The sequence below is a fragment of the Streptomyces sp. NBC_00390 genome, assembly GCF_036057275.1.
In the GTDB taxonomy this organism is placed as follows: Bacteria; Actinomycetota; Actinomycetes; order Streptomycetales; family Streptomycetaceae; genus Streptomyces.
The window spans coordinates 6,460,835-6,482,398 of sequence record NZ_CP107945.1; the positions used below are offsets into that span (position 1 = coordinate 6,460,835).

A 21,564-nucleotide genomic window follows, 5' to 3' on the forward strand; every position below is an offset into this window, starting at 1 on the left:
TACCAGAAGAAGTTGCCGATGTCCGAGATGCTGTGTCTTCCCGGGGGACAGCCCCCGGACCCCCGGCCGGTAGCAGGTCGGCGGGGCTGAGCGGACCGTCCTCCCGAGGTGAATTCCAGTGAATGCACAAGGCCGTACCCGGCTCAACCAGACCTCCGAATGGATCGCCCTCGGCAAGCACCGCGAGCAGCTGGGCGGGACACATCTGCGGGAGCTGTTCTCCGCCGACACGGCGCGCGGCAGCGAGTACACGCTCCAGGTCGGCGATCTGTACCTTGACTACTCCAAGCACCTGGTGACCGACGAGACACTGACGCTGCTGCGCGAGCTGGCCGTGGCGACCGATGTGGCCGGGCTGCGGGACGCGATGTTCCGCGGCGAGAAGATCAACACCACCGAGAACCGCGCCGTTCTGCACACCGCCCTGCGGGCCCCGCGCGATGCCGTGATCGAGGTCGACGGCGAGAACGTGGTGCCGGCTGTGCACGCCGTGCTCGACAAGATGGCCGCCTTCTCCGAGCGGATCCGCTCCGGCGAGTGGACCGGTCACACCGGCAGGCGCATCAGGAACGTGGTGAACATCGGCATCGGCGGCTCCGATCTCGGACCCTCGATGGCGTACGAGGTGCTGCGTCCCTTCACAGAGCGGGATCTGACGTTCCGTTTCGTGTCGAACGTCGACGGGGCCGATCTGCACGAGGCCGTGCGGGATCTGGACCCGGAAGAGACGCTGTTCATCATCGCCTCCAAGACCTTCACCACCATCGAGACCATCACCAACGCCACCTCCGCGCGGAACTGGCTGCTCACCGGACTGAAGGCCGGCCAGGAGGCCGTCGCCAAGCACTTCGTGGCGCTGTCGACGAACGCCGAGAAGGTCGCCGAGTTCGGCATCGACACGGTCAACATGTTCGAGTTCTGGGACTGGGTAGGCGGCCGCTACTCGTACGACTCGGCGATCGGTCTGTCGCTGATGATCGCCGTCGGCCCGGACCGGTTCCGCGAGATGCTGGACGGCTTCCACCTGGTCGACGAGCACTTCCGCACCGCACCCGCCGAGGCCAACGCTCCGCTGCTGCTCGGTCTGCTGGGCGTCTGGTACGGCGAGTTCTTCGACGCCCAGTCGCATGCGGTGCTGCCGTACTCCCACTATCTGTCGAAGTTCACGGCCTATCTGCAGCAGCTGGACATGGAGTCCAACGGCAAGTCCGTCGACCGTGACGGCAACCGTGTCGACTGGCAGACCGGGCCGGTGGTCTGGGGCACGCCCGGCACCAACGGACAGCACGCCTACTACCAGTTGATCCACCAGGGCACCAAGTTCATCCCCGCGGACTTCATCGGCTTCGCCAAGCCGGTCGATGACCTGCTGCCCGGCCTCGCCGCCCAGCACGATCTGCTGATGGCCAACTTCTTCGCCCAGACCCAGGCGCTGGCCTTCGGCAAGACACCCGAGGAGGTCCGCGCGGAAGGCGTCCCCGAGGAGCTGGTCGCGCACAAGACCTTCCACGGCAACCACCCGACCACCACGATCCTCGCCGACGAACTCACGCCGTCCGTGCTGGGCCAGCTGATCGCGCTGTACGAGCACAAGGTGTTCGTCCAGGGAGCCATCTGGAACATCGACTCCTTCGACCAGTGGGGCGTCGAACTCGGCAAGGTCCTCGCGAAGAAGATCGAGCCCGTGCTCACACAGGGCACGGGCGGGGAACGGCTGGACAGCTCGACCTCGGCCCTCGCGGCCAAGTACCGCACGCTGCGAGGGAACTGATCCGATGACGGGGGCGGGGGCGGGGGCGGTGCGGCTGAGGCCGCCGAACAACACGCTCGACAAGCGGGCCGTCGGCTGGTGGCGAGTGCAGTTGCTGCTCGTGACCGCGGTCCCGGTGGTGGTCCTGGCCGTGCTGGGCGCGCTGATCGCGCCCGCGCGGCCGTGGCTGCTCGCCGCCGCCGGAGTGGTGGCGGCGCCGGGTCTGGCCTGCACCGCCTTCCTGCCGGCGTGGTGGTTCCGGGTGCACCGCTGGGAAGTCACGGACGAGGCGGTCTATGTCCGCACCGGGGCGCTTCGGCAGGAGTGGCGGATCGCTCCCATGTCCCGGATCCAGACGGTGGACACGGTCCGCGGACCGCTGGAACAGGCGTTCCGGCTCGCCACGGTCACGGTCACCACCGCCTCGTCCAAGGGCGCGATCAGGATCGAGGGGCTCGACCACGAGCTCGCCGCCGACCTGGCCGATCGGCTGACCCGGATCACCCAGGACACACCCGGGGACGCCACATGAGCCCCGAGCACGACAAGTGGCAGCGTCTCGACGGGCGTACGCTCCTGGTCACCCCGCTCGTCACGGCCGGCGTGGTGGCCGGAGCCGGGCTGCCCACCCTGATCGGTCTCCTCGGCGACATGCCGCTGCGACAGGCCCTCGCCTGGGTGCTGGGCGGGGCCGCCCTGGTGATCGGCGCGGCGACCGGCGCGGACTATGTGCGCTGGCGGCGGACACGCTATCGCATCGGCCCCGATCGGGCCGAGCTCCACACCGGGCTGCTGCTGGTCAAGCGGCGCTCCCTGGGCCGTGAGCGCATCCGCAGCGTCGATCTGACGGCCAATCCGCTGCTACGCGTCCTGGGCCTGGTGCAGGTGCGGATAGGCACGGGCGAACGGACCGAGGGCGGCGAGTCCGCGCTGGAGCTGGACGCGGTCACCCGGGCCGAGGGGGAGCGGCTGCGTACGGAGCTGCTGGACCGGTCGGTGGGCGGGCCGCCCGGCACCCATCGCGAGGGCGTGCTGGCCGCCCTCGACCCGGCCTGGATCCGGTATGCGCCGGTGTCCTTCGTCGCCCCGCTCCTGGGAGGCACGGCGGCGGGTGGCGTGATGCAGGTCAGCGAGTGGTTCGGGGCGCAGGGTGAGGTCATCGAGTGGGTGGGTGACCGATTCCGGGACACCACCGTCGTCTGGATCGTCGTGGTGCTGGCCGCCGTGGCGCTCGCGACGGGTGTCGTCGGCGCGCTCGGTCTGTGGATCGAGATGTGGTGGAACTACCGCCTGGAGCGGGAGCCGGGCGGCACCCTGCGGGTGCGCCGCGGCCTGTTCACCGCCCGGTCGGTGTCCATCGAGGAACGGCGGCTGCGCGGCATAGAGCTCGTCGAGCCGCTGGGCGTACGGCTGTTCGGCGCGGCGCGTGTGGATGCCGTCGCCACCGGACTGGCCAAGAACGGCGAGGACGAGCACGCCGACCACAAGACGCTGCTGCCCGCCGTGCCCGTGGCACTGGCTGGAGAGGTCGCGGCGCAGGTGCTGCGGGAGGAGACGGCCCCGACGGCTGCGGCCCGTCTCATCGCCCACCCTCCGGCGGCGCGTGGCCGGCGGCTGCGCCGGGCGCTGATGATCTCGCTGCCCCCGGTGGCGGTCCTGGCGCTGCTGGGCGTGCTGCTCACGCCTGTGCTGCTGTTCATCGCGGCGGCGTGTGCGGCGGTGGCGGTTCCGGTCGCGGTGCTGCTCGCCCTCGACGCGTACCGCAGCCTGGGGCACGGCCTGAGCGGCGCCTATCTGGTGACCCGCTCGGGCACGGTGCGGCGCACGACGGTGGCGCTGCAGCGGACCGGGGTGATCGGTTGGACGGTCAGGCGGTCCGTCTTCCAGCGCCGGTCCGGTCTGCTCACCCTGATCGCGACGACCGCCGCGGGAGCCGGGGCGTACGGCGTGTACGACGCGGCCGAGGGCGAGGGGCTGGTGTTCGCCGCGGAGGCTGTGCCGGGAGTGCTGGAGCCGTTCCTGGAGTCCGTCGGCCGGCCGCCCGGCGAGAGGTGACGTACACCACAACTCCCTTACCGCGCACGGTACTTCGATGCCGGTGATCATGAGAACCATGACACTCACCAGCCGTCGTACGGTCCTGACCGCACTCGCCGCCGCATCCGTGAGCGGTCCCCTGCTCGCCGGTGCGACCGCGACCCCCGCCCACGCCGCGGACGAGCCGGACCGCTATGCCTCCAACACCGACCTCTACACCAAGCTCGCGGGCAAGGAGGGCATCGACTTCGCCCGCCGCTACAAGAGGCACGAGTACACCGACCACTCGTACGACCGGAGACATGCCTACAACCGCACCACGGTCATGGCTTTGCACGGTGGAGGCATCGAGACGGGTACGTCCGAACTCTGTCTCGCCGTGGCCGGTTACCACCCGGCGACGCTGGTGCCGCTTCAGGACGGATTCTCGCGGCACGACTACTGGATGTTCGAGGGTTTGCTGTCCGCCGGGAACAGCGAGCTGCATGTCACGGCCAGGAACTGTGACGACCACGTCGCCGTGTCCATGGCCGCGAGCAGCCTCAACGTCCTGAGCCTGCACGGCTGCACCGCCGGCCAGGCCGGCACGGCGAATCCTCAGGCCGTGGTCGTCGGTGGTCTGAACCGCACCTTCAAGAACCTGCTGACGGCCGAGTTCGACAAGGCCCGCATCGCCTGGCGGGACGGAGACGAGGTGCCCGACCTGGCGGGCGTCCACGCCCACAATCCGTGCAACCGCACCATGCTGGGCAAGGGCGCCCAGCTGGAGATCACCAGGGAACTGCGCGGCGCCATGTTCACGGTCAACACCAGGGCGGGCCGGGCCGGCAGCACCACGGAGGTCTTCGACCGGTTCGTCGGCGCCTGCCGGGCGGCGATCGCGAAGCTGGAGACCGGCTCGGAGCAGATGATCCTCTGACCCGGGGCCGGTCCGGGCACGGACGCCGAAGGCCCGGTCCGCCACGAGGGCGGCACGGGCCTTCGGCGTCCGCCGGTCGTCGCTATGCCGAGGCGGGCGGGTACAGGCCCCGCGGAAGCTGCGCCGCCGCCGCCGCGTCCAGCAGCCACAGCGTCCGGGCCCGGCCGTACGCCCCGGCCGCCGGTGCCTGGATCTCACCGGCGCCCGACAGCGCGATCTGCGCCGCCTTCGCCTTGTCCTCGCCCGCCGCGAGCAGCCAGACCTCGCGTGCCGCGCGGATCGCCGGCAGCGTCAGCGAGATACGGGTCGGCGGCGGCTTGGGCGCGCCGTGGACGCCGACGACCGTGCGCTCCGTCTCGCGGACCGCCGGGAGCTCGGGGAAGAGCGAGGCCACATGAGTGTCCGGGCCGACGCCCAGCATCAGCACGTCGAACGTCGGCACCGGGCCATGGTCCTCCGGGCCTGCGGCGGCCGCGAGTTCGGCCGCGTACGCAGCCGCCGCAGCATCCGCGTCGGAGCCGTACTCGCCGTCCGACGCGGGCATCGGATGCACCCGGGCCGGGTCCAGCGGCACGCTGTCCAGCAGCGCCGCGCGGGCCTGCGTGACATTGCGCTCCGGGTCGCCCTCGGGCAGGAACCGCTCGTCGCCCCACCACAGGTCGAGCCGCGACCAGTCGATCGCGTCCCGGGCGGGCGCCGAACTCAGCGCAGCCAGCAGCCCGTTGCCGTTGCGGCCGCCGGTCAGTACGACCGAGGCCGAGCCGCGGGCCGCCTGGGCGTCGACGACCTTGGTGATCAGCCGGGCCGCTGCGGCCTGTGCCATCAGCTCCTTGTCGCGGTGCACGACCAGCTGTGCCGCGCTCACTTCGACGCCGCCTTCCTGGCCGGGGCGGCCTTCTTCGCCGCAGCGGGCTTCGGCCCGGCCCCGGCCTCCGCGGACGCCGCAGGCTCCGCGTAGCCCTCGCCCAGCCGGTCCACGCCGTAGCGCAGCGCCGACGCGTAGGTGTCGTCGGGGTCGAGCCTGCGCAGCTCTTCCGCGATCAGCTCGGCCGTGTCACGCCGCTTCAGTGCCACCGCCCGGTCCGGCTGTCCCTCGATGGACAGGGTGGCCAGGGAACCGTCCGCCCGGTCCAGCACGATCGGGCCGCAGGAGGACTCCAGCCGTACGGAGGTGAGTCCGGGGCCCGCCGACGCCGACCGCTTCACCGGCACCTTCAGCCGGTCGGCGAGCCACATCGCCAGCAGTTCGCAGCTCGGGTTGAACTCCTCGCCCTCCACCTGGACCGAGGTGACCTGGCAGCTGACCTGGTCCAGAGCGGCCGCGAGCATCGAGCGCCACGGCGTGATCCGGGTCCAGGACAGATCGGTGTCGCCGGGGGTGTAGGCCTCGGCGCGCGCAGTCAGCTCGCGCACGGGCTGCTCGGCGGCGTAGGTGTCCGTCACCCGGCGCTGGGCCAGCGAGCCCAGAGGGTCCTGGGCCGGGTCCGTCGGCGCATTCACCGGCCACCACACCACGACCGGCGCATCGGGCAGCAGCAGCGGCAGCACCACCGACTGGGCGTGGTCGACGATCTCGCCGTACAGCCGCAGTATCACCGTCTCACCCGTGCCCGCGTCCGCGCCCACCCGTACCTCGGCGTCCAGACGCGCCTTCGCGCGGTCGCGCGGCGAGCGCGAGAACCGCTTGATGACGACCAGGGTGCGCGAGGGATGCTCGTGGGAGGCGTCGTTGGCGGCCTTCAGCGCGTCGTAGGCGTTCTCCTCGTCGGTGACGATGACGAGGGTGAGCACCATGCCGACGGCAGGGGTGCCGATCGCGCGGCGGCCCTGCACCAGCGCTTTGTTGATCTTGCTGGCGGTCGTGTCCGTAAGGTCGATCTTCATGGCCGACGCCAGCTCCGTCCGTCTCGTGCGAGCATCTCGTCCGCCTCGGCCGGTCCCCAGGTGCCGGCCGCGTACTGCGCGGGCTTGCCGTTCCTGTCCCAGAATTCCTCGATCGGGTCGAGGATCTTCCAGGACAGCTCGACCTCCTCCACGCGCGGGAAGAGGTTGGAGTCGCCGAGCAGCACATCGAGGATGAGCCGTTCGTACGCCTCGGGGCTCGACTCGGTGAACGACTCGCCGTACGCGAAGTCCATCGAGACGTCCCGCACCTCCATCGAGGTGCCGGGCACCTTGGAGCCGAACCGCATCGTGACGCCCTCGTCCGGCTGCACCCGGATGACCAGGGCGTTCTGCCCCAGCTCCTCGGTGGCCGTCGAGTCGAACGGCGAGTGCGGGGCGCGCTGGAAGACCACCGCGATCTCCGTGACCCGCCGGCCGAGCCGCTTGCCGGTGCGCAGATAGAACGGGACACCCGCCCAGCGGCGGTTGTCGATCTCCAGCTTGACCGCGGCGTACGTATCGGTCTTCGACTTCGGGTCGGTGCCCTCCTCCTGGAGGTACCCGACCGCCTTCTCGCCGCCCTGCCAGCCCGCCGCGTACTGCGCGCGCACGGTCGCCTTGGACAGGTCCTTGGGCAGCTTCACCGCACCCAGCACCTTGGTCTTCTCCGCGGCCAGCGCGTCCGCGTCGAAGGAGGCGGGCTCCTCCATGGCGGTCAGCGCGAGCAGCTGCAGGAGGTGGTTCTGGATGACGTCACGGGCGGCGCCGATCCCGTCGTAGTAGCCGGCCCGGCCGCCGATGCCGATGTCCTCGGCCATGGTGATCTGCACATGGTCGACGTACGACCGGTTCCAGATCGGCTCGAACAGCGTGTTCGCGAACCGCAGCGCCAGGATGTTCTGGACGGTCTCCTTGCCGAGGTAGTGGTCGATACGGAAGACCTCGTTCGACGGGAAGACCTCGTGCACCACCTGGTTGAGCTCCTCGGCGGATGCCAGGTCGTGCCCGAACGGCTTCTCGATGACCGCCCGGCGCCAGGAGCCCTCCTTCTGGTCGGCGAGCCCGTGCTTCTTGAGCTGCCGGACGACCTTGGGGAAGAACTTCGGCGGCACCGACAGATAGAACGCGAAGTTCCCGCCGGTGCCCTGCACCTTGTCGAGGTCCTCGATCGTCGACTTCAGCTGCTCGAAGGCGTCGTCGTCGTCGAAGGTGCCCGGGACGAACCGCATGCCCTGGATGAGCTGCTGCCAGACCTCCTCGCGGAACGGCGTACGCGCGTATTGCTTGACCGAGTCGTGGACCTCCTGCGCGAAGTCCTCGTCCTGCCACTCGCGACGGGCGAAGCCGACGAGCGAGAAGCCCGGGGGCAGCAGCCCCCGGTTGGCCAGGTCGTAGACGGCGGGCATCAGCTTCTTGCGCGACAGATCGCCGGTGACCCCGAAGATGACCAGGCCCGACGGCCCCGCGATACGCGGGAGCCGTCGGTCGGCAGCATCACGGAGCGGATTGGCTCCGTCAATACCGGACAAGGTCCTCAGCCCTCCGAGGGAACGAGGCGCTCGAGCTCGGCCTCGGTCGACTTGAGCAGGTCGTTCCAGGCCGCCTCGAACTTCTCGACGCCCTCGTCCTCCAGCAGCCGGACCACGTCGTTGTAGGCGATCCCCAGCTTCTCGACGGCGTCGAGATCGGCGCGCGCCTGCTCGTAGGTGCCGCGCACCGTGTCACCGGTGATCTCACCGTGGTCGGCCGTGGCCTCCAGGGTGGCCTCCGGCATGGTGTTGACCGTGCCCGGGGCGACCAGCTCGTCGACGTACAGCGTGTCCTTGTACGCCGGGTCCTTGACGCCGGTCGAGGCCCACAGTGGACGCTGCTTGTTGGCCTGCGCCTTGTCGAGGGCGGCCCAGCGGTCGGAGCCGAACACCTCCTCGTACGCCTGGTACGCGAGACGGGCGTTGGCAAGGGCGGCCTTGCCGCGCAGCTCCTTCGCCTCGTCCGTGCCCAGCGCGTCCAGCCGCTTGTCGATCTCGGTGTCCACACGGGACACGAAGAACGACGCCACCGAACGGATCTTCGAGAGGTCCAGCCCTGCGGCCTTGGCCTTCTCCAGACCGGCCAGGTAGGCGTCCATCACCTCGCGGTAGCGCTCCAGTGAGAAGATCAGCGTGACATTGACGCTGATACCGAGGCCGATGACCTCGGTGATCGCCGGCAGGCCCGCCTTGGTCGCCGGGATCTTGATGAACGTGTTCGGCCGGTCCACCAGCCAGGCCAGCTGCTTGGCCTCGGCGATCGTGGCGGCCGTGTTGTGGGCGAGCCGCGGGTCGACCTCGATCGACACACGGCCGTCCTGGCCGCCCGTCGTGTCGAAGACCGGCCGCAGTACGTCCGCGGCGTCCCGCACGTCCGCCGTCGTGATCATGCGCAGGGCTTCCTCGACGGTCACCTTGCGGGCGGCGAGGTCGGTGAGCTGCTGCTCGTAACCGTCGCCGGACGAGATGGCCTTCTGGAAGATCGACGGGTTCGTGGTGACGCCCACGACGTGCTGCTGGTCGATCAGCTCGGCGAGATTGCCGGACGTGATCCGCTTGCGCGACAGGTCGTCCAGCCAGATCGCGACGCCTTCGTCGGAGAGGCGCTTGAGTGCGTCTGTCATGAGAGTTGCATCTCCTACTTGTCGTGTACCGGCGTCAGCGTGCAGCGGCTTCAAGAGATTCCCGCGCGGCGGCGGCCACGTTCTCGGGAGTGAAGCCGAACTCGCGGAACAGCACCTTGCCGTCGGCCGAGGCGCCGAAGTGCTCGAGTGAGACGATGCGGCCGGCGTCGCCGACGTAGCGGTGCCAGGTCAGCCCGACACCGGCCTCGACAGCGACCCGCGCCTTGACGGCCGGCGGCAGGACGCTGTCCTTGTACGCCTGGTCCTGCTCCTCGAACCATTCGACGGACGGCATCGAGACCACCCGGGTCGGGATGCCGGCTGCCTGGAGCTGCTCGCGCGCCCCGACGGCCAGCTGCACCTCGGACCCGGTGCCGATCAGCACGACCTGGGCATCGCCGCCCTCGGCGTCCAGGAGGACGTAACCGCCCTTGGCGGCGTCCTCGTTGCGCTCGTACGTCGGCACGCCCTGGCGGGTGAGTGCGAGGCCGTGCGGAGCGCCCTTGCCGAACTCCTTGGTCCAGCGCCTGAGGATCTCGCGCCACGCGATCGCCGTCTCGTTGGCGTCGGCGGGGCGGACGATGTTCAGCCCCGGGATGGCACGCAGCGAGGCCAGGTGCTCCACCGGCTGGTGCGTCGGGCCGTCCTCGCCGAGACCGATCGAGTCGTGCGTCCACACGTAGGTCACCGGCAGGTGCATCAGCGCCGAGAGCCGCACCGCGTTGCGCATGTAGTCGGAGAACACCAGGAAGGTGCCGCCGAAGACACGGGTGTTGCCGTGCAGTGTGATGCCGTTCATCACGGCGGCCATCGCGTGCTCGCGGATGCCGAAGTGGATGGTGCGGCCGTACGGTGCGGCCTCCGGCAGCGGGTTGCCCTTGGGCAGGAACGACGACGTCTTGTCGATCGTCGTGTTGTTCGAGCCGGCGAGGTCGGCGGAGCCGCCCCACAGCTCGGGGACGACCGCACCCAGCGCCTGAAGGATCTTGCCGGAGGCGGCACGGGTCGCGACGCCCTTCCCGGTCTCGAACTCGGGGAGCTTCTCCTCCCAGCCCGCGGGCAGCTCGCCGGAGCGGATCCGGTCGAACTCGGCCGCGCGCTCCGGGTTGGCGGTGCGCCACTCGGCGAAGGTCTTCTCCCACGCGCCGCGGGCCTCACGGCCGCGGTCGAGCGCCTCGCGGGTGTGCCCGAGGACCTCGTCGGAGACCTCGAAACTCTTCTCCGGGTCGAAGCCGAGAACGCGCTTGGTGGCCGCGACCTCCTCGTCGCCGAGCGCCGAGCCGTGCGCGGCCTCGGTGTTCTGGGCGTGCGGGGCCGGCCAGGCGATGATCGAGCGGGCCGCGATGAAGGACGGGCGCTCGGTCTCGGCCTGCGCCGCCTTCAGGGCGCGGTACAGGCCGGCGGGGTCGAGGTCGCCGTTCGGCAGCTGCTCGACGCGCTGGACGTGCCAGCCGTAGGCCTCGTAGCGCTTGAGGGTGTCCTCGGAGACGGCCGTCTCGGTGTCGCCCTCGATCGAGATGTGGTTGTCGTCCCACAGCAGGACGAGGTTGCCCAGCTTCTGGTGGCCGGCCAGCGAGGACGCCTCGTGGGAGATGCCCTCCTGGAGGCAGCCGTCACCGGCGATCACCCAGACGTTGTGGTCGAACGGGGAGCTGCCGGGGGCCGCGTCCGGGTCGAACAGGCCGCGCTCGTAGCGGGCGGCCATCGCCATGCCCACCGCGTTGGCGACGCCCTGGCCCAGCGGGCCGGTCGTCGTCTCGACACCGGTGGTGTGCCCGTACTCGGGGTGACCGGGAGTCTTGGAGCCCCAGGTGCGGAACGCCTTGAGGTCGTCGAGCTCCAGGCCGTAGCCGGCCAGGTAGAGCTGGATGTAGAGCGTGAGCGACGAGTGGCCGGCGGAGAGGACGAACCGGTCACGACCGGTCCAGTCGGCGTCCGCGGGGTCGTGCCGCATCAGTTTCTGGAAGAGCACATAGGCGGCAGGGGCCAGGCTCATGGCCGTACCCGGATGGCCGTTGCCGACCTTCTGTACGGAATCCATGGCCAGGACGCGGACGGTGTCGACTGCCCGCTGGTCCAGTGCGGTCCACTCGAGGTCTGTGGTGGTCGGCTTGGTGCTCACCCTGAGTCAGGGCTCCTCTCCACATGTCGAATCCCGGTGACTGAGGGGTAACCGGGCTGGTGGCCACCCGGTCACAGGACCGGCAGCCGATGTCGAGCCTACCCTCGCAGCAACGCGCCTCCTTTCGAGTGCGCGTCTCTCCGATCGGACACTGCCAGGGTGCGGGCACCAGGTGCTCTCCGCCTCTTGGGAACGATGCCGCGCATGTATACGCAGGACGCCGGCCCGGTGCTCAACACGAGCCACCCCCGGCGAAGATCGGCGGATGGGCAACGTCTAGAGTGGCGTGGTACGCGCAAGTCCTTGCAGCGGGTCCTCACTCCTCCATAGCCCTTCGGGCATGGGAGGCACCCCCGGAGGCTTGCTGGGATTTCTCTGTCAGGGGTGTGCGTGACGGCCGTCGAGTCCCGACCCGCAGGGGTCGTCTTGACTCCCAGCCCGGGGGGCCATCGGCCGTTCGGGGCCCGCGTCAAGGCATTCGTGGCGCTGACCAAGCCGCGCATCATCGAGCTGCTGCTGATCACCACCGTGCCGGTGATGTTCCTGGCCGAGCAGGGTGTGCCCGACCTCTGGCTGGTGCTGACGACGTGCGTCGGCGGCTACCTCTCCGCGGGTGGCGCCAACGCGCTGAACATGTACATCGACCGGGACATCGACGCCCTGATGGACCGCACGTCGCAGCGCCCCCTGGTCACCGGCATGGTGTCGCCGCGCGAGGGGCTGGTCTTCGGTCTCGCGCTCGCCGTGATCTCCACGCTCTGGTTCGGGCTGCTCGTCAACTGGCTGTCCGCCGCGCTGGCACTGGGTGCGCTGCTGTTCTACGTCGTCGTCTACACGATGATCCTCAAGCGCCGTACCGCGCAGAACATCGTCTGGGGCGGCATCGCCGGCTGTATGCCGGTCCTCATCGGCTGGTCCGCCGTGACCAACTCGATGTCGTGGGCCGCGGTCATCCTCTTCCTGGTCATCTTCTTCTGGACGCCGCCGCACTACTGGCCGCTGTCGATGAAGGTGAAGGAGGACTACGCGCGCGTGGGCGTGCCCATGCTCCCTGTGGTCGCCTCCAACTCGGTGGTCGCCCGCCAGATCGTCCTCTACAGCTGGGTGATGGTCGCCGTGTCGCTGCTGCTGACGCCGCTCGGCTACACCGGCTGGTTCTACACGGCGGTCGCCCTGGCCGCCGGGGGCTGGTGGCTGTGGGAGGCGCACGCCCTGCAGCACCGGGCGAAGAGCGGGGCAACGGGCGGCAAGCTGAAGGAGATGCGGCTGTTCCACTGGTCCATCACCTATGTCTCGCTGCTCTTCGTGGCCATCGCCGTGGACCCGTTCCTGCGCTGACGCCGGGGTGGCCGAGGCCACTCCACCTGGGCATCGCAGAACGATCTACCCGCGAGTAGCATGCGGCACATGGCAGAAACCAAGGTTGAAGAGACCGCGCCCGACGCCCGCGCCGAGCGCAAGGCGGCCAAGCTCGCCAAGCAGATCGGCGCCTTCGCCAAGAAGCACGGCGGCGCCGAGGGGCAGCTCGCGTACATCGGTCAGATGGGCACCCGGATCGTCCTCGTCGGCGAGGACGGCGGCTGGGGCGACCTCGTCGCGCCGACCCACGCCATCGCGGTGAACGCCGCCGAGAAGTCCGGCATCACCCTGCACGAGTCCTTCGACGGCGACTTCGCGGCCAAGGTCCGCACCGGCCGCTACGAGTGGACCCGCATGGCCGGCATCCAGGTCGGCGGCCCGTCCAACGGCTGACCAACACCTCGCGCGGGGGTCACCCGTTAGGACTGTGGAAGCACGGTCCTAGGCAGGGAGCCCCCGATGATCGACGTTGCGTCCGCGGTGCACCTCGTCGACCACTACTGCCAAGGGGTGCTCCGCACCGAACTGGGCCTTGGCACCTTCGAGGCGCATCTTGCGCCGGCCGCGGCACCGTCCGCGCCGCCGGCGCCCGGGACGACCTTCTTCGACACGCAGACCGGGTTCGCGGTACGGCGCTGGTGTCCGCCGCTGCTCGGCCTGGAGCCCCACTGCCCGCCTGCCCGCTACCTGGCCCGCCGCCGCGAACTGGGGGTGCTGGAGGCGGGCAGACGGCTGCTGCGCGGCACCGGGATCACCACGTACCTGGTGGACACCGGGCGCCCCGGCGATTTCACGGGGCCGCCCGAGATCGCCGCCGCAGGAGCCGCCGACGCCCGGGAGATCGTCCGGCTCGAGCTGCTTGCCGAGCAGGTCGCCGACACCTCGGGCACCGTCGAGGCCCTGCTGGCCAACCTCGCCGAAGCCGTCCACGGCGCAGCCGCATCGGCCGTCGCCTTCACCTGCGTGGCCGCCGTGCACGAAAGCCTGGCCGAGGCCCCGGAGCCGCCGGGGGCGGGGGAGGTACGCGGGGCCGCGGGGCGCTGGCTGGCCGTACGCCACGCGGGCGATCCCATCGACGACCCCGTCCTGCTGCGGCACCTGCTGTGGATCGCGGTCGCCTCCGGTCTGCCGCTGCAACTGCACGTCGGCGTCCGGGACCCGCTGCTGCTCGCCCCCTTCGCCACGGCGACGGCCGGGCTCGGCACCGATCTCGTGCTGCTGCACGGCTACCCGTACCACCGCAGCGCCGCGCATCTGGCGAGCGCGCACCCTCACGTGTACGCGGATCTGGGTCCGACGATCGCCCGGACCGGGCCACGGGCGGCGGCGGTGCTCGCGGAGATCCTGGAGCTCGCGCCCTTCGGCAAACTGCTGTTCTCCAGCGGGGCGCAAGGGCTGCCCGAGATGCATGTGGTGGGCGCGAGGATCTTCCGGGAAGCGGTCGGCCGGGTGCTGGGCGAGTGGGTCGCCGATGGCGCGTGGGCGCGCTCGGACGCGGAACGCGTGGCCACGATGCTCGCGTCGGGCAACGCGCGCCGGGTGTACGGGCTGTGAGACATCCCAGGGGCGCGGCGCAAGGCCCCGCCGTCCACCGGCCGGTCAGACCGAGGAGAGCGCACCGCCGGGCCGGGACGGGACCGCCGTCTCCAGCTCCTCGCGTTCCCGCAGACTCAGTGCCAGACGCAGTACCGCGATCCACATCAGCGCCGAGCCGAGCATGTGCAGGCCGACCAGGATCTCGGGGACGTGCGTGAAGTACTGCACGTAGCCGACCGCCCCCTGGAGCAGCAGCACGATCAGCAGATCACGGGCCCGTGCCCGGGTGTCGTCGGGCGCGTCCACCACCCGCAGGACCAGCCACATGGCGACGGCCAGCGCGCAGACCACCCAGGCAGCCACCGCGTGGATGTGCGCGGCGTCGACCCAGTCCCACGGCATACGCGGCACCTTGCTGCTGTCCCCCGCGTGCTTGCCCGAGCCGGTCACCGAGGTGCCCAGCACGATCAGGACCCCAGAGGCCGCGATGATCGCCCAGGACAGCTTGCGGACCGGGCGCGGTACGCGGGGGCGCGGGACGCCGTCCCCCTCGTGCGTGCGTACCCAGGTGATCGTCGTGACCGTGAGCAGGGCGTTGGCGAGCAGGAAGTGCCCCGCCACGGTCCACGGGTTCAGGCCCGCGAACACGGTGATGCCACCCACCACCGCATTGGCCATGACGATCCAGAACTGCGACCAGGCGATCCGGCTGAGCCCCCGCCGCCGCGGCTTGACCGCCCGTACGGCGATGATCGCCCAGCCGACCGCGGCCGACAGGACGTAGGTGAGCATCCGGTTGCCGAACTCGATCGCGCCGTGGAGACCCTGCTCAGGCGTGGCGAACAGGCTGTCGTCCGTGCACTTGGGCCAGGTGTCGCAGCCGAGACCGGAGCCGGTCAGCCGGACCGCGCCGCCCGTGACGATGATGACCACGCTCATCACGACTGCGGAGAGCGCGGCACGCCGGAGCGTTCTGGGGGACGGTGTCCACCGCTGGGCGATATAGGCGAGGGGGGTCTGCACGGGCCCTATCGTAAGCAGAGGCTTGTGCACACTTTCACGAGGGGTCGGCAGGGGGTGCGAAGGCCCTCCGGAAACGCGACCCTTCCAGCTGGTCCTCCTCCTCCCACCACAGGGCGAACCGCCAGTGCGCGGCGGGCGGCCGGTCGGGCGAGCGGCTGAAGGCATCCGCCAGATCCGCCGCGACCGCCTCGGCGCTGCGGTCGGCGACGGCGTCCATGCCGCGCCACGGGAAAGCCATCGGCGCCCAGGACCCGTCGTCACGGCGTACGTCGAACCGCCACACCGCACGCCAGCAGCGCGACCGCAGGATGCGGCGCACTTCGGCGACCTCCAGTGCGAGCCCTTCGGCGATCGCCTCGGCCCCGATGCCCTCGATCCGGGCCCCCACCACGGCGAGCGGCAGCAGCCGGTCGGGCAGCAGCGCCTCACGCCGCAGCCGGGTCAGACCGCCGTCGAACGGACAGCGCCGCAGCCGGCGCTCGAGCTGGTCGCCGAGGTGCTCCAGCACCGCGGTATGCGCGCGCCCCGCCGGATCGGGCGCCTGCCACAGTTCGCGGAACTCACGCTCGGCCCGAACCGCCCACCCGGCCGCCTCCACCGGCCGCCCCAGCTCCTCGAGCCGGTCGCCGAGAAAGACATACGCCTTGGCGAGACCCTCCCGGTTGCGCGGGTCGGTCTGGTCGAGTGCCTCCCAGACCGTGATGGCCAGGTCGGTCGCCGCCACGGCGGCGAGACCGTCGGCGCGGTCGCAGGGCCGGGGCCGCTCGCCGTGGGGCTGGAAGGGATAGCGCGGCAGACCGAGTTCGTCGCTGAGCGGCTCGGCCAGATAGACGGACCGGCTGATCAGGGCCTTTGCGTACCAGCGGGCGTGCTCGTCGTCGTGCCCGGCCGGCTCCTCGCAGCGCCGGACGGCCTCGTCCACCGCGCTCAGCGCGTCGTCCCGCCTGCCGTTGTCGAAGTGGTGGCGCGCCAGGTCCCCGTAGCGCAGGCTCAGCCGGGCACTCAGCGACAGGTCATCCTCGGCGTGCGGCGCGAGCGCTGCGATCAGATCGGTCAGCATGCGCTCGCGCTTGCGGGGAGAAGCCCCGGGTCTGCCCGTTCTGACCTTCGCCCACTCAGCATCCAGACGCAGTGCGGCAGTCCGCTCCATCAAGACCTCCCACCGTGCGGGTCTCGGCAGGAGCATCCTGACCCGTGCGTCACTCCCAGCGGAAGAGCCGGGCGGCGGCGCCCAGTCCGAGCACCGCCCAGACCGCGAGGATGCCGAGGTCGCCCCAGGGCATGGAGGCCCCGTGCTGGAGCACGTCGCGCAGCCCGTCCGACAGCGCCGAGACAGGCAGCAGCGCGAGCACCGACGCGACGCCGTCGGGGAACCTGTCCAGCGGCACGATCACGCCGCCGCCCACCAGGAGCAGCAGGAAGACGAGGTTGGCGGCGGCGAGTGTGGCCTCCGCCTTCAGCGTGCCGGCCATCAGCAGACCGAGCCCGGAGAAGGCGGCCGTACCGAGGACGAGCAGCAGCAGCACGGAGACGGGGCTGCCGTGCGGGGACCAGCCGAGCAGGAAGGCGATCAAGGCCAGCAGCACGATCTGCAGGACCTCGGTGACCAGGACCGAGAGCGTCTTGGCGGTCATCAGCGCCCAGCGGGGGAGCGGCGAGGCGCCCAGCCGCTTGAGCACGCCGTAGCGCCGCTCGAAGCCGGTGGCGATGGCCTGCCCGGTGAAGGCGGTGGACATCACGGCGAGCGCCAGCACGCCGGGTGCCAGGAAGTCGACGGCCTTGCCGCTGCCGGTGTCGACCACGTCGACGGTGGAGAACAGCACCAGCAGCAGCGACGGGATGATCACGGTGAGCAGCAGCTGCTCACCGTTGCGCAGGAGCATCCTGGTCTCGAAGGCGGCCTGCGCCGCGATCATGCGCGGCAGGGGTGCGGCCCCGGGCTTCGGCGCGTATGTACCGGCGCTCATCGGCGCAGCTCCTTGCCGGTCGGTTCCAGACTGTGCTTGCCCGGGGGGCACTGTGCCTCATCGCGGCTTCGCCGCGGGCCGGACTCCTGGGTGATGCCGGCGCTGTGCTCCGTCATCACCGCAGCTCCCTGCCGGTCATTTCCAGGAAGACGTCCTCAAGGGTGTGGCGCTCCACCGAGATGCCGTCCGGCATCACGCCGTGCTGCGCGCACCACGAGGTCACCGTCGCCAGCAGCTGCGGGTCGACCTGGCCGCTGATCCGGTACGCGCCCGAGGTGAGCTCGGCCGCGGACGTGCCGTCCGGCAGTGCCTTGAGCAGCGAGCCGAGGTCCAGGCCCGGACGCCCCGTGAAGCGCAGGGTGTTCTCCGCACCGCCGCGGCACAGCTCCTCGATGCTGCCGCGGGCGATGACCCTGCCCGCGTCGACGATGGCGACACCGTCGGCGAGCTCCTCGGCCTCGTCCATGTGGTGCGTGGTCAGGACGGTGGTGACACCGTCGGCGCGCAGCTCGCGGACCAGGTCCCAGGTGGAGCGGCGGGCCTGCGGGTCGAGACCGGCGGTCGGCTCGTCCAGGAAGACCAGTTCGGGGCGGCCGACGACGGCCATCGCCAGGGAGAGCCGCTGCTGCTGACCGCCGGAGAGCCTGCGGTAGGCCGTACGGCCGCAACCGCCGAGCCCCAGTCGCTCGATCAGCGCATCCACGTCCAGCGGGTGGGCGTGCAGCTTGGCCATGTGCCGGAGCATCTCGTCGGCGCGTGCGCCGGAGTAGATGCCGCCGGACTGGAGCATCACACCGATCCGCGGGCGCAGCCGTGCGGCGTCGGCCACCGGGTCGAGGCCCAGGACGCGCACGGTGCCCGCGTCGGCACGGCGGTAGCCCTCGCAGGTCTCGATGGTGGTGGTCTTGCCGGCGCCGTTGGGGCCGAGGACGGCGGTCACGGAGCCTGCGGTGACATCGAGGTCGAGACCGTCCACGGCCGTTTTGGATCCGTACCGCTTCACCAGGCCCCGCACCTGGACGACGGACTCGTTCTTCATGCCGGGAAGTCTAAGGAGCCGCGGACGGTCCCCGGTCGGCCGGGTCCGGATCGCGCCATGGTCACGGCCCCGGCCCCCGGATTACGCCGGCCGGCCGTTCCCCCGTCACCCGGCCGGGTGAGGCGCGCTGCACGGGGCAGGATCACCTCATGCCCGTGCTCATCGGCACCTCCGGGTGGCAGTACAAGGACTGGCGCGGCGAGCTCTACCCCCAGGAGCTGCCCCAGCGGCTCTGGCTGGAGGAGTACGGACGGCACTTCGTGACCGTCGAGAGCAACAACGCCTTCTACCGCCTCCCCGAGCAGAAGACCTTCGCCGACTGGCGTCGGCGCACCCCGGAGGGCTTCGTCATGGCGGTGAAGGCGAGCCGCTATCTGACGCACATCAAACGGCTGCGCGATCCGCAGGAGCCCGTCGCGCGCCTCATGAGCCGCGCCGAAGGCCTGGGGGAGCGGCTGGGACCCGTACTGCTCCAGCTCCCGCCCACGCTCCGGTGCGATCCCAGATCCCTGGACGCGGCACTGGCCTGTTTCCCCCGCGGGGTGCGCGTGGCCGTCGAGCCCCGGCACGTGTCCTGGTGGACGGACGAGGTCAGGGAGGTGCTGAGGAACCGTGGCGCGGCCCTGTGCTGGGCGGACCGGGGCTCGCGGCCGGTGACGCCGCTGTGGCGTACCGCGGACTGGGGCTATCTGCGGTTCCACGAGGGCAGGGCCGAGCCCTGGCCCGGATACGGGAGAAAAGCGCTGGCCGCCTGGGCCGGGCGGATCGCCGACGCCTGGACGGACACGGCCGACGTCTTCGCCTTTTTCAACAACGACCCAGGGGGCGCGGCCGTCCGCGACGCGACCTCCTTCGCCCGTGCGGTGGCGTCGAAGCGGCGCACTGTGCTGCGCCCGGCCGGGGTCCGGAACACCGCCGAGTGATCATTTTCGCAGGTCAGGTTAGGTTTCCCTAAGTGATGCACTGCACCGATCGATGATCCGGACGCGGCTTGTCACTCTCTGAGGAATTACGCAACAATGGCGTTGTGAAAAACGTTGGCGAGGCTCCCCGAGAGGAACTCGCGACCGGTGAGCACTCGACGCGCAACCGGGTCGCGCGCTCCATCCTGGACCACGGTCCGTCCACGGTGGCCGATCTCGCCGGCCGCCTCGGGCTCACCCAGGCAGCCGTCCGGCGCCATCTCGACTCCCTCGTCTCGGAGAATGTGGTGGAGCCCCGCGAGCAGCGGGTCTACGGCGCCCGCACCCGCGGGCGGCCCGCCAAGGTGTTCGCGCTCACCGACTGCGGCCGGGACGCCTTCGACCAGTCGTACGACGTGCTGGCCGTCGACGCCCTGCGCTGGATCGAGCAGAACGCCGGAGGGGAAGCGGCCGTCGCCGCCTTCGCCCGGGACCGCATCGAGGCCCAGGCCGTCGCCTACCAGGCCGCGATCGACGCCGCCGCCCCCGAGGGGCGCACCGAAGCGCTGGCCAAGGCCCTGAGCGTCGACGGGTACGCTGCTACTGCGCGTAGCGCACCGGTCGGCGAGCAGCTCTGCCAGCATCACTGCCCCGTCGCCCACGCGGCCGAGCAGTACCCGCAACTGTGCGAGGCGGAGACCGAGGTCTTCTCGCGGCTGCTCGGAACGCATGTGCAGCGGCTGGCCACCATCGCCCACGGCGACGGAGTGTGCACCACGTTCATTCCGCGCAGCACCACACAGACCACCCCATCAGCATCTGCAAGTACGGCCGGGAGGAACCCCGCATGACTCTCCCCACGGAGACTGCCCACCCCGAACTCGAGGGTCTGGGTACGTACGAATTCGGCTGGGCCGACTCCGACGCGGCCGGCGCGGCAGCCAAGCGCGGCCTGTCCGAGGAGGTCGTCCGCGACATCTCCGCGAAGAAGAACGAGCCGGAGTGGATGCTGAAGCTGCGGCTCAAGGGTCTGCGGCTGTTCGACAAGAAGCCGATGCCGAGCTGGGGCTCCGACCTGTCGGGCATCGACTTCGACAACATCAAGTACTTCGTCCGCTCCACCGAGCAGCAGGCCGCCTCCTGGGAGGAGCTGCCCGAGGACATCAAGAACACGTACGACAAGCTGGGCATCCCGGAGGCGGAGAAGCAGCGCCTGGTCGCCGGTGTCGCCGCGCAGTACGAGTCCGAGGTCGTCTACCACCAGATCCGTGAGGACCTGGAGGAGCAGGGCGTCATCTTCCTCGACACCGACACCGCGCTCAAGGAGCACCCGGAGCTCTTCCAGGAGTACTTCGGCACGGTCATCCCCGTCGGCGACAACAAGTTCGCCTCGCTGAACTCGGCCGTGTGGTCCGGCGGATCGTTCATCTACGTGCCCAAGGGTGTCCAGGTGGACATCCCGCTGCAGGCCTACTTCCGCATCAACACGGAGAACATGGGCCAGTTCGAGCGGACGCTGATCATCGTCGACGAGGACGCCTACGTCCACTACGTCGAGGGCTGCACCGCCCCGATCTACTCCTCGGACTCGCTGCACAGCGCCGTCGTCGAGATCATCGTCAAGAAGGGCGGCCGCTGCCGCTACACGACCATCCAGAACTGGTCGAACAACGTCTACAACCTGGTCACCAAGCGCGCCGTGGCGTACGAGGGCGCGACCATGGAGTGGGTCGACGGCAACATCGGCTCCAAGGTCACCATGAAGTACCCGGCCGTCTACCTGATGGGCGAGCACGCCAAGGGCGAGACGCTGTCCATCGCCTTCGCGGGCGAGGGCCAGCACCAGGACGCCGGCGCCAAGATGGTCCACATGGCCCCGAACACGTCCTCCAACATCGTCTCCAAGTCGGTGGCGCGAGGCGGCGGCCGTACCTCTTACCGCGGTCTGATCGAGATCGGTGAGGGCGCCCCGGGCGCGAAGTCCAACGTGCTGTGTGACGCTCTGCTGGTCGACACCATTTCCCGTTCCGACACCTACCCGTACGTCGACGTCCGCGAGGACGACGTCTCCATGGGTCACGAGGCCACCGTCTCCAAGGTCTCCGAGGACCAGCTCTTCTACCTGATGAGCCGCGGTCTGACCGAGTTCGAGGCGATGGCGATGATCGTGCGCGGCTTCGTCGAGCCGATCGCGAAGGAACTCCCCATGGAGTACGCGCTGGAGCTCAACCGGCTGATCGAGCTGCAGATGGAGGGCGCGGTGGGCTAGCCCCCGCCCGTCCCGATCACGTCCTTCGGGCTCACGCGGTGAGCCTGTGAGCAGACCTCAGGGTGACCGGCCCCCGGCCGGAGCGAAGGCTCCGGCCGGTGGCG

At 70.4% G+C, this 21,564-nt stretch carries 19 protein-coding genes; 10 read left to right on the top strand and 9 right to left on the bottom strand.

Annotation, left to right across the window (positions count from 1 at the left end):
- Positions 1-118 precede the first annotated feature (118 nt).
- The 4 genes from pgi to OHS70_RS28550 are packed head-to-tail and all read left to right on the top strand — an operon-like array spanning position 119 to position 4,706.
- Positions 119-1,771, top strand: coding sequence for a glucose-6-phosphate isomerase (gene pgi / locus OHS70_RS28535; RefSeq protein WP_328401987.1), 1,653 nt, complete (start codon positions 119-121; stop codon positions 1,769-1,771).
- Between the two features lie 4 nt (positions 1,772-1,775).
- Positions 1,776-2,282, top strand: a complete 507-nt coding sequence (locus OHS70_RS28540) for a PH domain-containing protein (protein WP_328401989.1) — start codon at positions 1,776-1,778, stop codon at positions 2,280-2,282.
- Positions 2,279-3,805 carry a PH domain-containing protein gene (locus OHS70_RS28545; RefSeq protein ID WP_328401991.1) on the top strand — a complete coding sequence of 509 codons (1,527 nt, stop codon included), beginning with the start codon at positions 2,279-2,281 and terminating at the stop codon, positions 3,803-3,805. The genes OHS70_RS28540 and OHS70_RS28545 overlap by 4 nt, the downstream gene beginning before the upstream one ends.
- A 58-nt stretch (positions 3,806-3,863) precedes the next feature.
- The gene (locus tag OHS70_RS28550; protein ID WP_328401993.1) at positions 3,864-4,706 is read left to right on the top strand and encodes a poly-gamma-glutamate hydrolase family protein; all 843 of its coding nucleotides are present in this window, start codon (positions 3,864-3,866) and stop codon (positions 4,704-4,706) included.
- An 82-nt stretch (positions 4,707-4,788) separates the two neighbouring features.
- Here OHS70_RS28550 and pgl read toward each other — a convergent pair whose 3' ends face one another.
- Genes pgl through tkt form a run of 5 tightly spaced genes read right to left on the bottom strand, consistent with a single transcriptional unit; the run spans position 4,789 to position 11,365 of the window.
- The gene (gene pgl, locus OHS70_RS28555) at positions 4,789-5,571 is read right to left on the bottom strand and encodes a 6-phosphogluconolactonase (RefSeq protein WP_328401995.1); all 783 of its coding nucleotides are present in this window, start codon (positions 5,569-5,571) and stop codon (positions 4,789-4,791) included.
- Entirely contained in the window at positions 5,568-6,590 is a 1,023-nt protein-coding gene (gene opcA, locus OHS70_RS28560; RefSeq protein ID WP_328401997.1) for a glucose-6-phosphate dehydrogenase assembly protein OpcA, read from the bottom strand. The genes pgl and opcA overlap by 4 nt, the downstream gene beginning before the upstream one ends.
- Complete coding sequence (zwf, locus tag OHS70_RS28565) at positions 6,587-8,119, bottom strand: glucose-6-phosphate dehydrogenase (protein WP_328401999.1); 1,533 nt, start codon at positions 8,117-8,119, stop codon at positions 6,587-6,589. Before zwf ends, opcA begins: the two co-directional genes overlap by 4 nt.
- A 5-nt stretch (positions 8,120-8,124) precedes the next feature.
- On the bottom strand, positions 8,125-9,243 hold the full coding sequence (gene tal / locus OHS70_RS28570) for a transaldolase (protein WP_328402001.1): 1,119 nt from the start codon (positions 9,241-9,243) through the stop codon (positions 8,125-8,127).
- Between the two features lie 34 nt (positions 9,244-9,277).
- Positions 9,278-11,365 carry a transketolase gene (gene tkt / locus OHS70_RS28575; protein WP_328402003.1) on the bottom strand — a complete coding sequence of 696 codons (2,088 nt, stop codon included), beginning with the start codon at positions 11,363-11,365 and terminating at the stop codon, positions 9,278-9,280.
- A 390-nt stretch (positions 11,366-11,755) separates the two neighbouring features.
- Here tkt and OHS70_RS28580 point away from each other — a divergent pair, with 390 nt between their 5' ends.
- The 3 genes from OHS70_RS28580 (at position 11,756) to OHS70_RS28590 (ending at position 14,278) form a co-directional block, all read left to right on the top strand.
- Entirely contained in the window at positions 11,756-12,703 is a 948-nt protein-coding gene (locus OHS70_RS28580; protein WP_328402005.1) for a heme o synthase, read from the top strand.
- A gap of 69 nt (positions 12,704-12,772) precedes the next feature.
- On the top strand, positions 12,773-13,117 hold the full coding sequence (locus OHS70_RS28585; protein ID WP_328402007.1) for a hypothetical protein: 345 nt from the start codon (positions 12,773-12,775) through the stop codon (positions 13,115-13,117).
- Positions 13,118-13,183: 66 nt separating this feature from the next.
- Positions 13,184-14,278, top strand: coding sequence for an amidohydrolase family protein (locus tag OHS70_RS28590; RefSeq protein ID WP_328402009.1), 1,095 nt, complete (start codon positions 13,184-13,186; stop codon positions 14,276-14,278).
- A gap of 45 nt (positions 14,279-14,323) precedes the next feature.
- Here the strand turns inward: OHS70_RS28590 and OHS70_RS28595 are convergent, their stop codons facing one another.
- The 4 genes from OHS70_RS28595 to OHS70_RS28610 all read right to left on the bottom strand — a co-directional run bounded on the left by OHS70_RS28595 (position 14,324) and on the right by OHS70_RS28610 (position 18,289).
- The gene (locus tag OHS70_RS28595; protein WP_443062672.1) at positions 14,324-15,283 is read right to left on the bottom strand and encodes a COX15/CtaA family protein; all 960 of its coding nucleotides are present in this window, start codon (positions 15,281-15,283) and stop codon (positions 14,324-14,326) included.
- 34 nt (positions 15,284-15,317) lie between these two features.
- Positions 15,318-16,433 carry a hypothetical protein gene (locus tag OHS70_RS28600; protein ID WP_328402013.1) on the bottom strand — a complete coding sequence of 372 codons (1,116 nt, stop codon included), beginning with the start codon at positions 16,431-16,433 and terminating at the stop codon, positions 15,318-15,320.
- A gap of 49 nt (positions 16,434-16,482) precedes the next feature.
- Positions 16,483-17,250, bottom strand: coding sequence for an ABC transporter permease (locus OHS70_RS28605; RefSeq protein ID WP_328402015.1), 768 nt, complete (start codon positions 17,248-17,250; stop codon positions 16,483-16,485).
- A 115-nt stretch (positions 17,251-17,365) separates the two neighbouring features.
- Entirely contained in the window at positions 17,366-18,289 is a 924-nt protein-coding gene (locus OHS70_RS28610) for an ABC transporter ATP-binding protein (RefSeq protein ID WP_328402017.1), read from the bottom strand.
- A 149-nt stretch (positions 18,290-18,438) separates the two neighbouring features.
- On the opposite strand from OHS70_RS28610, the gene OHS70_RS28615 reads away from it, so the two are divergent.
- From OHS70_RS28615 to sufB, 3 genes are all read left to right on the top strand, one after another.
- Positions 18,439-19,212, top strand: a complete 774-nt coding sequence (locus OHS70_RS28615) for a DUF72 domain-containing protein (RefSeq protein WP_328402019.1) — start codon at positions 18,439-18,441, stop codon at positions 19,210-19,212.
- Positions 19,213-19,316: 104 nt separating this feature from the next.
- Complete coding sequence (locus tag OHS70_RS28620; RefSeq protein ID WP_328402021.1) at positions 19,317-20,042, top strand: helix-turn-helix transcriptional regulator; 726 nt, start codon at positions 19,317-19,319, stop codon at positions 20,040-20,042.
- Positions 20,039-21,460 (top strand): Fe-S cluster assembly protein SufB, encoded by a 1,422-nt coding sequence (gene sufB, locus OHS70_RS28625; RefSeq protein ID WP_328402023.1) that lies wholly within the window; start codon positions 20,039-20,041, stop codon positions 21,458-21,460. The genes OHS70_RS28620 and sufB overlap by 4 nt, the downstream gene beginning before the upstream one ends.
- Positions 21,461-21,564 lie beyond the last annotated feature (104 nt).

Coding starts and splice junctions, on each gene's coding strand:
- OHS70_RS28615 (WP_328402019.1), top strand. CDS start 18,439: ATGCCCGTGCTCATCGGCACCTCCGGGTGGCAGTACAAGGACTGGCGC.
- opcA (WP_328401997.1), bottom strand. CDS start 6,590: ATGAAGATCGACCTTACGGACACGACCGCCAGCAAGATCAACAAAGCG.
- sufB (WP_328402023.1), top strand. CDS start 20,039: ATGACTCTCCCCACGGAGACTGCCCACCCCGAACTCGAGGGTCTGGGT.
- OHS70_RS28585 (WP_328402007.1), top strand. CDS start 12,773: ATGGCAGAAACCAAGGTTGAAGAGACCGCGCCCGACGCCCGCGCCGAG.
- OHS70_RS28610 (WP_328402017.1), bottom strand. CDS start 18,289: ATGAAGAACGAGTCCGTCGTCCAGGTGCGGGGCCTGGTGAAGCGGTAC.
- OHS70_RS28540 (WP_328401989.1), top strand. CDS start 1,776: ATGACGGGGGCGGGGGCGGGGGCGGTGCGGCTGAGGCCGCCGAACAAC.
- OHS70_RS28605 (WP_328402015.1), bottom strand. CDS start 17,250: ATGAGCGCCGGTACATACGCGCCGAAGCCCGGGGCCGCACCCCTGCCG.
- OHS70_RS28545 (WP_328401991.1), top strand. CDS start 2,279: ATGAGCCCCGAGCACGACAAGTGGCAGCGTCTCGACGGGCGTACGCTC.
- OHS70_RS28590 (WP_328402009.1), top strand. CDS start 13,184: ATGATCGACGTTGCGTCCGCGGTGCACCTCGTCGACCACTACTGCCAA.
- OHS70_RS28550 (WP_328401993.1), top strand. CDS start 3,864: ATGACACTCACCAGCCGTCGTACGGTCCTGACCGCACTCGCCGCCGCA.
- tal (WP_328402001.1), bottom strand. CDS start 9,243: ATGACAGACGCACTCAAGCGCCTCTCCGACGAAGGCGTCGCGATCTGG.
- OHS70_RS28600 (WP_328402013.1), bottom strand. CDS start 16,433: ATGGAGCGGACTGCCGCACTGCGTCTGGATGCTGAGTGGGCGAAGGTC.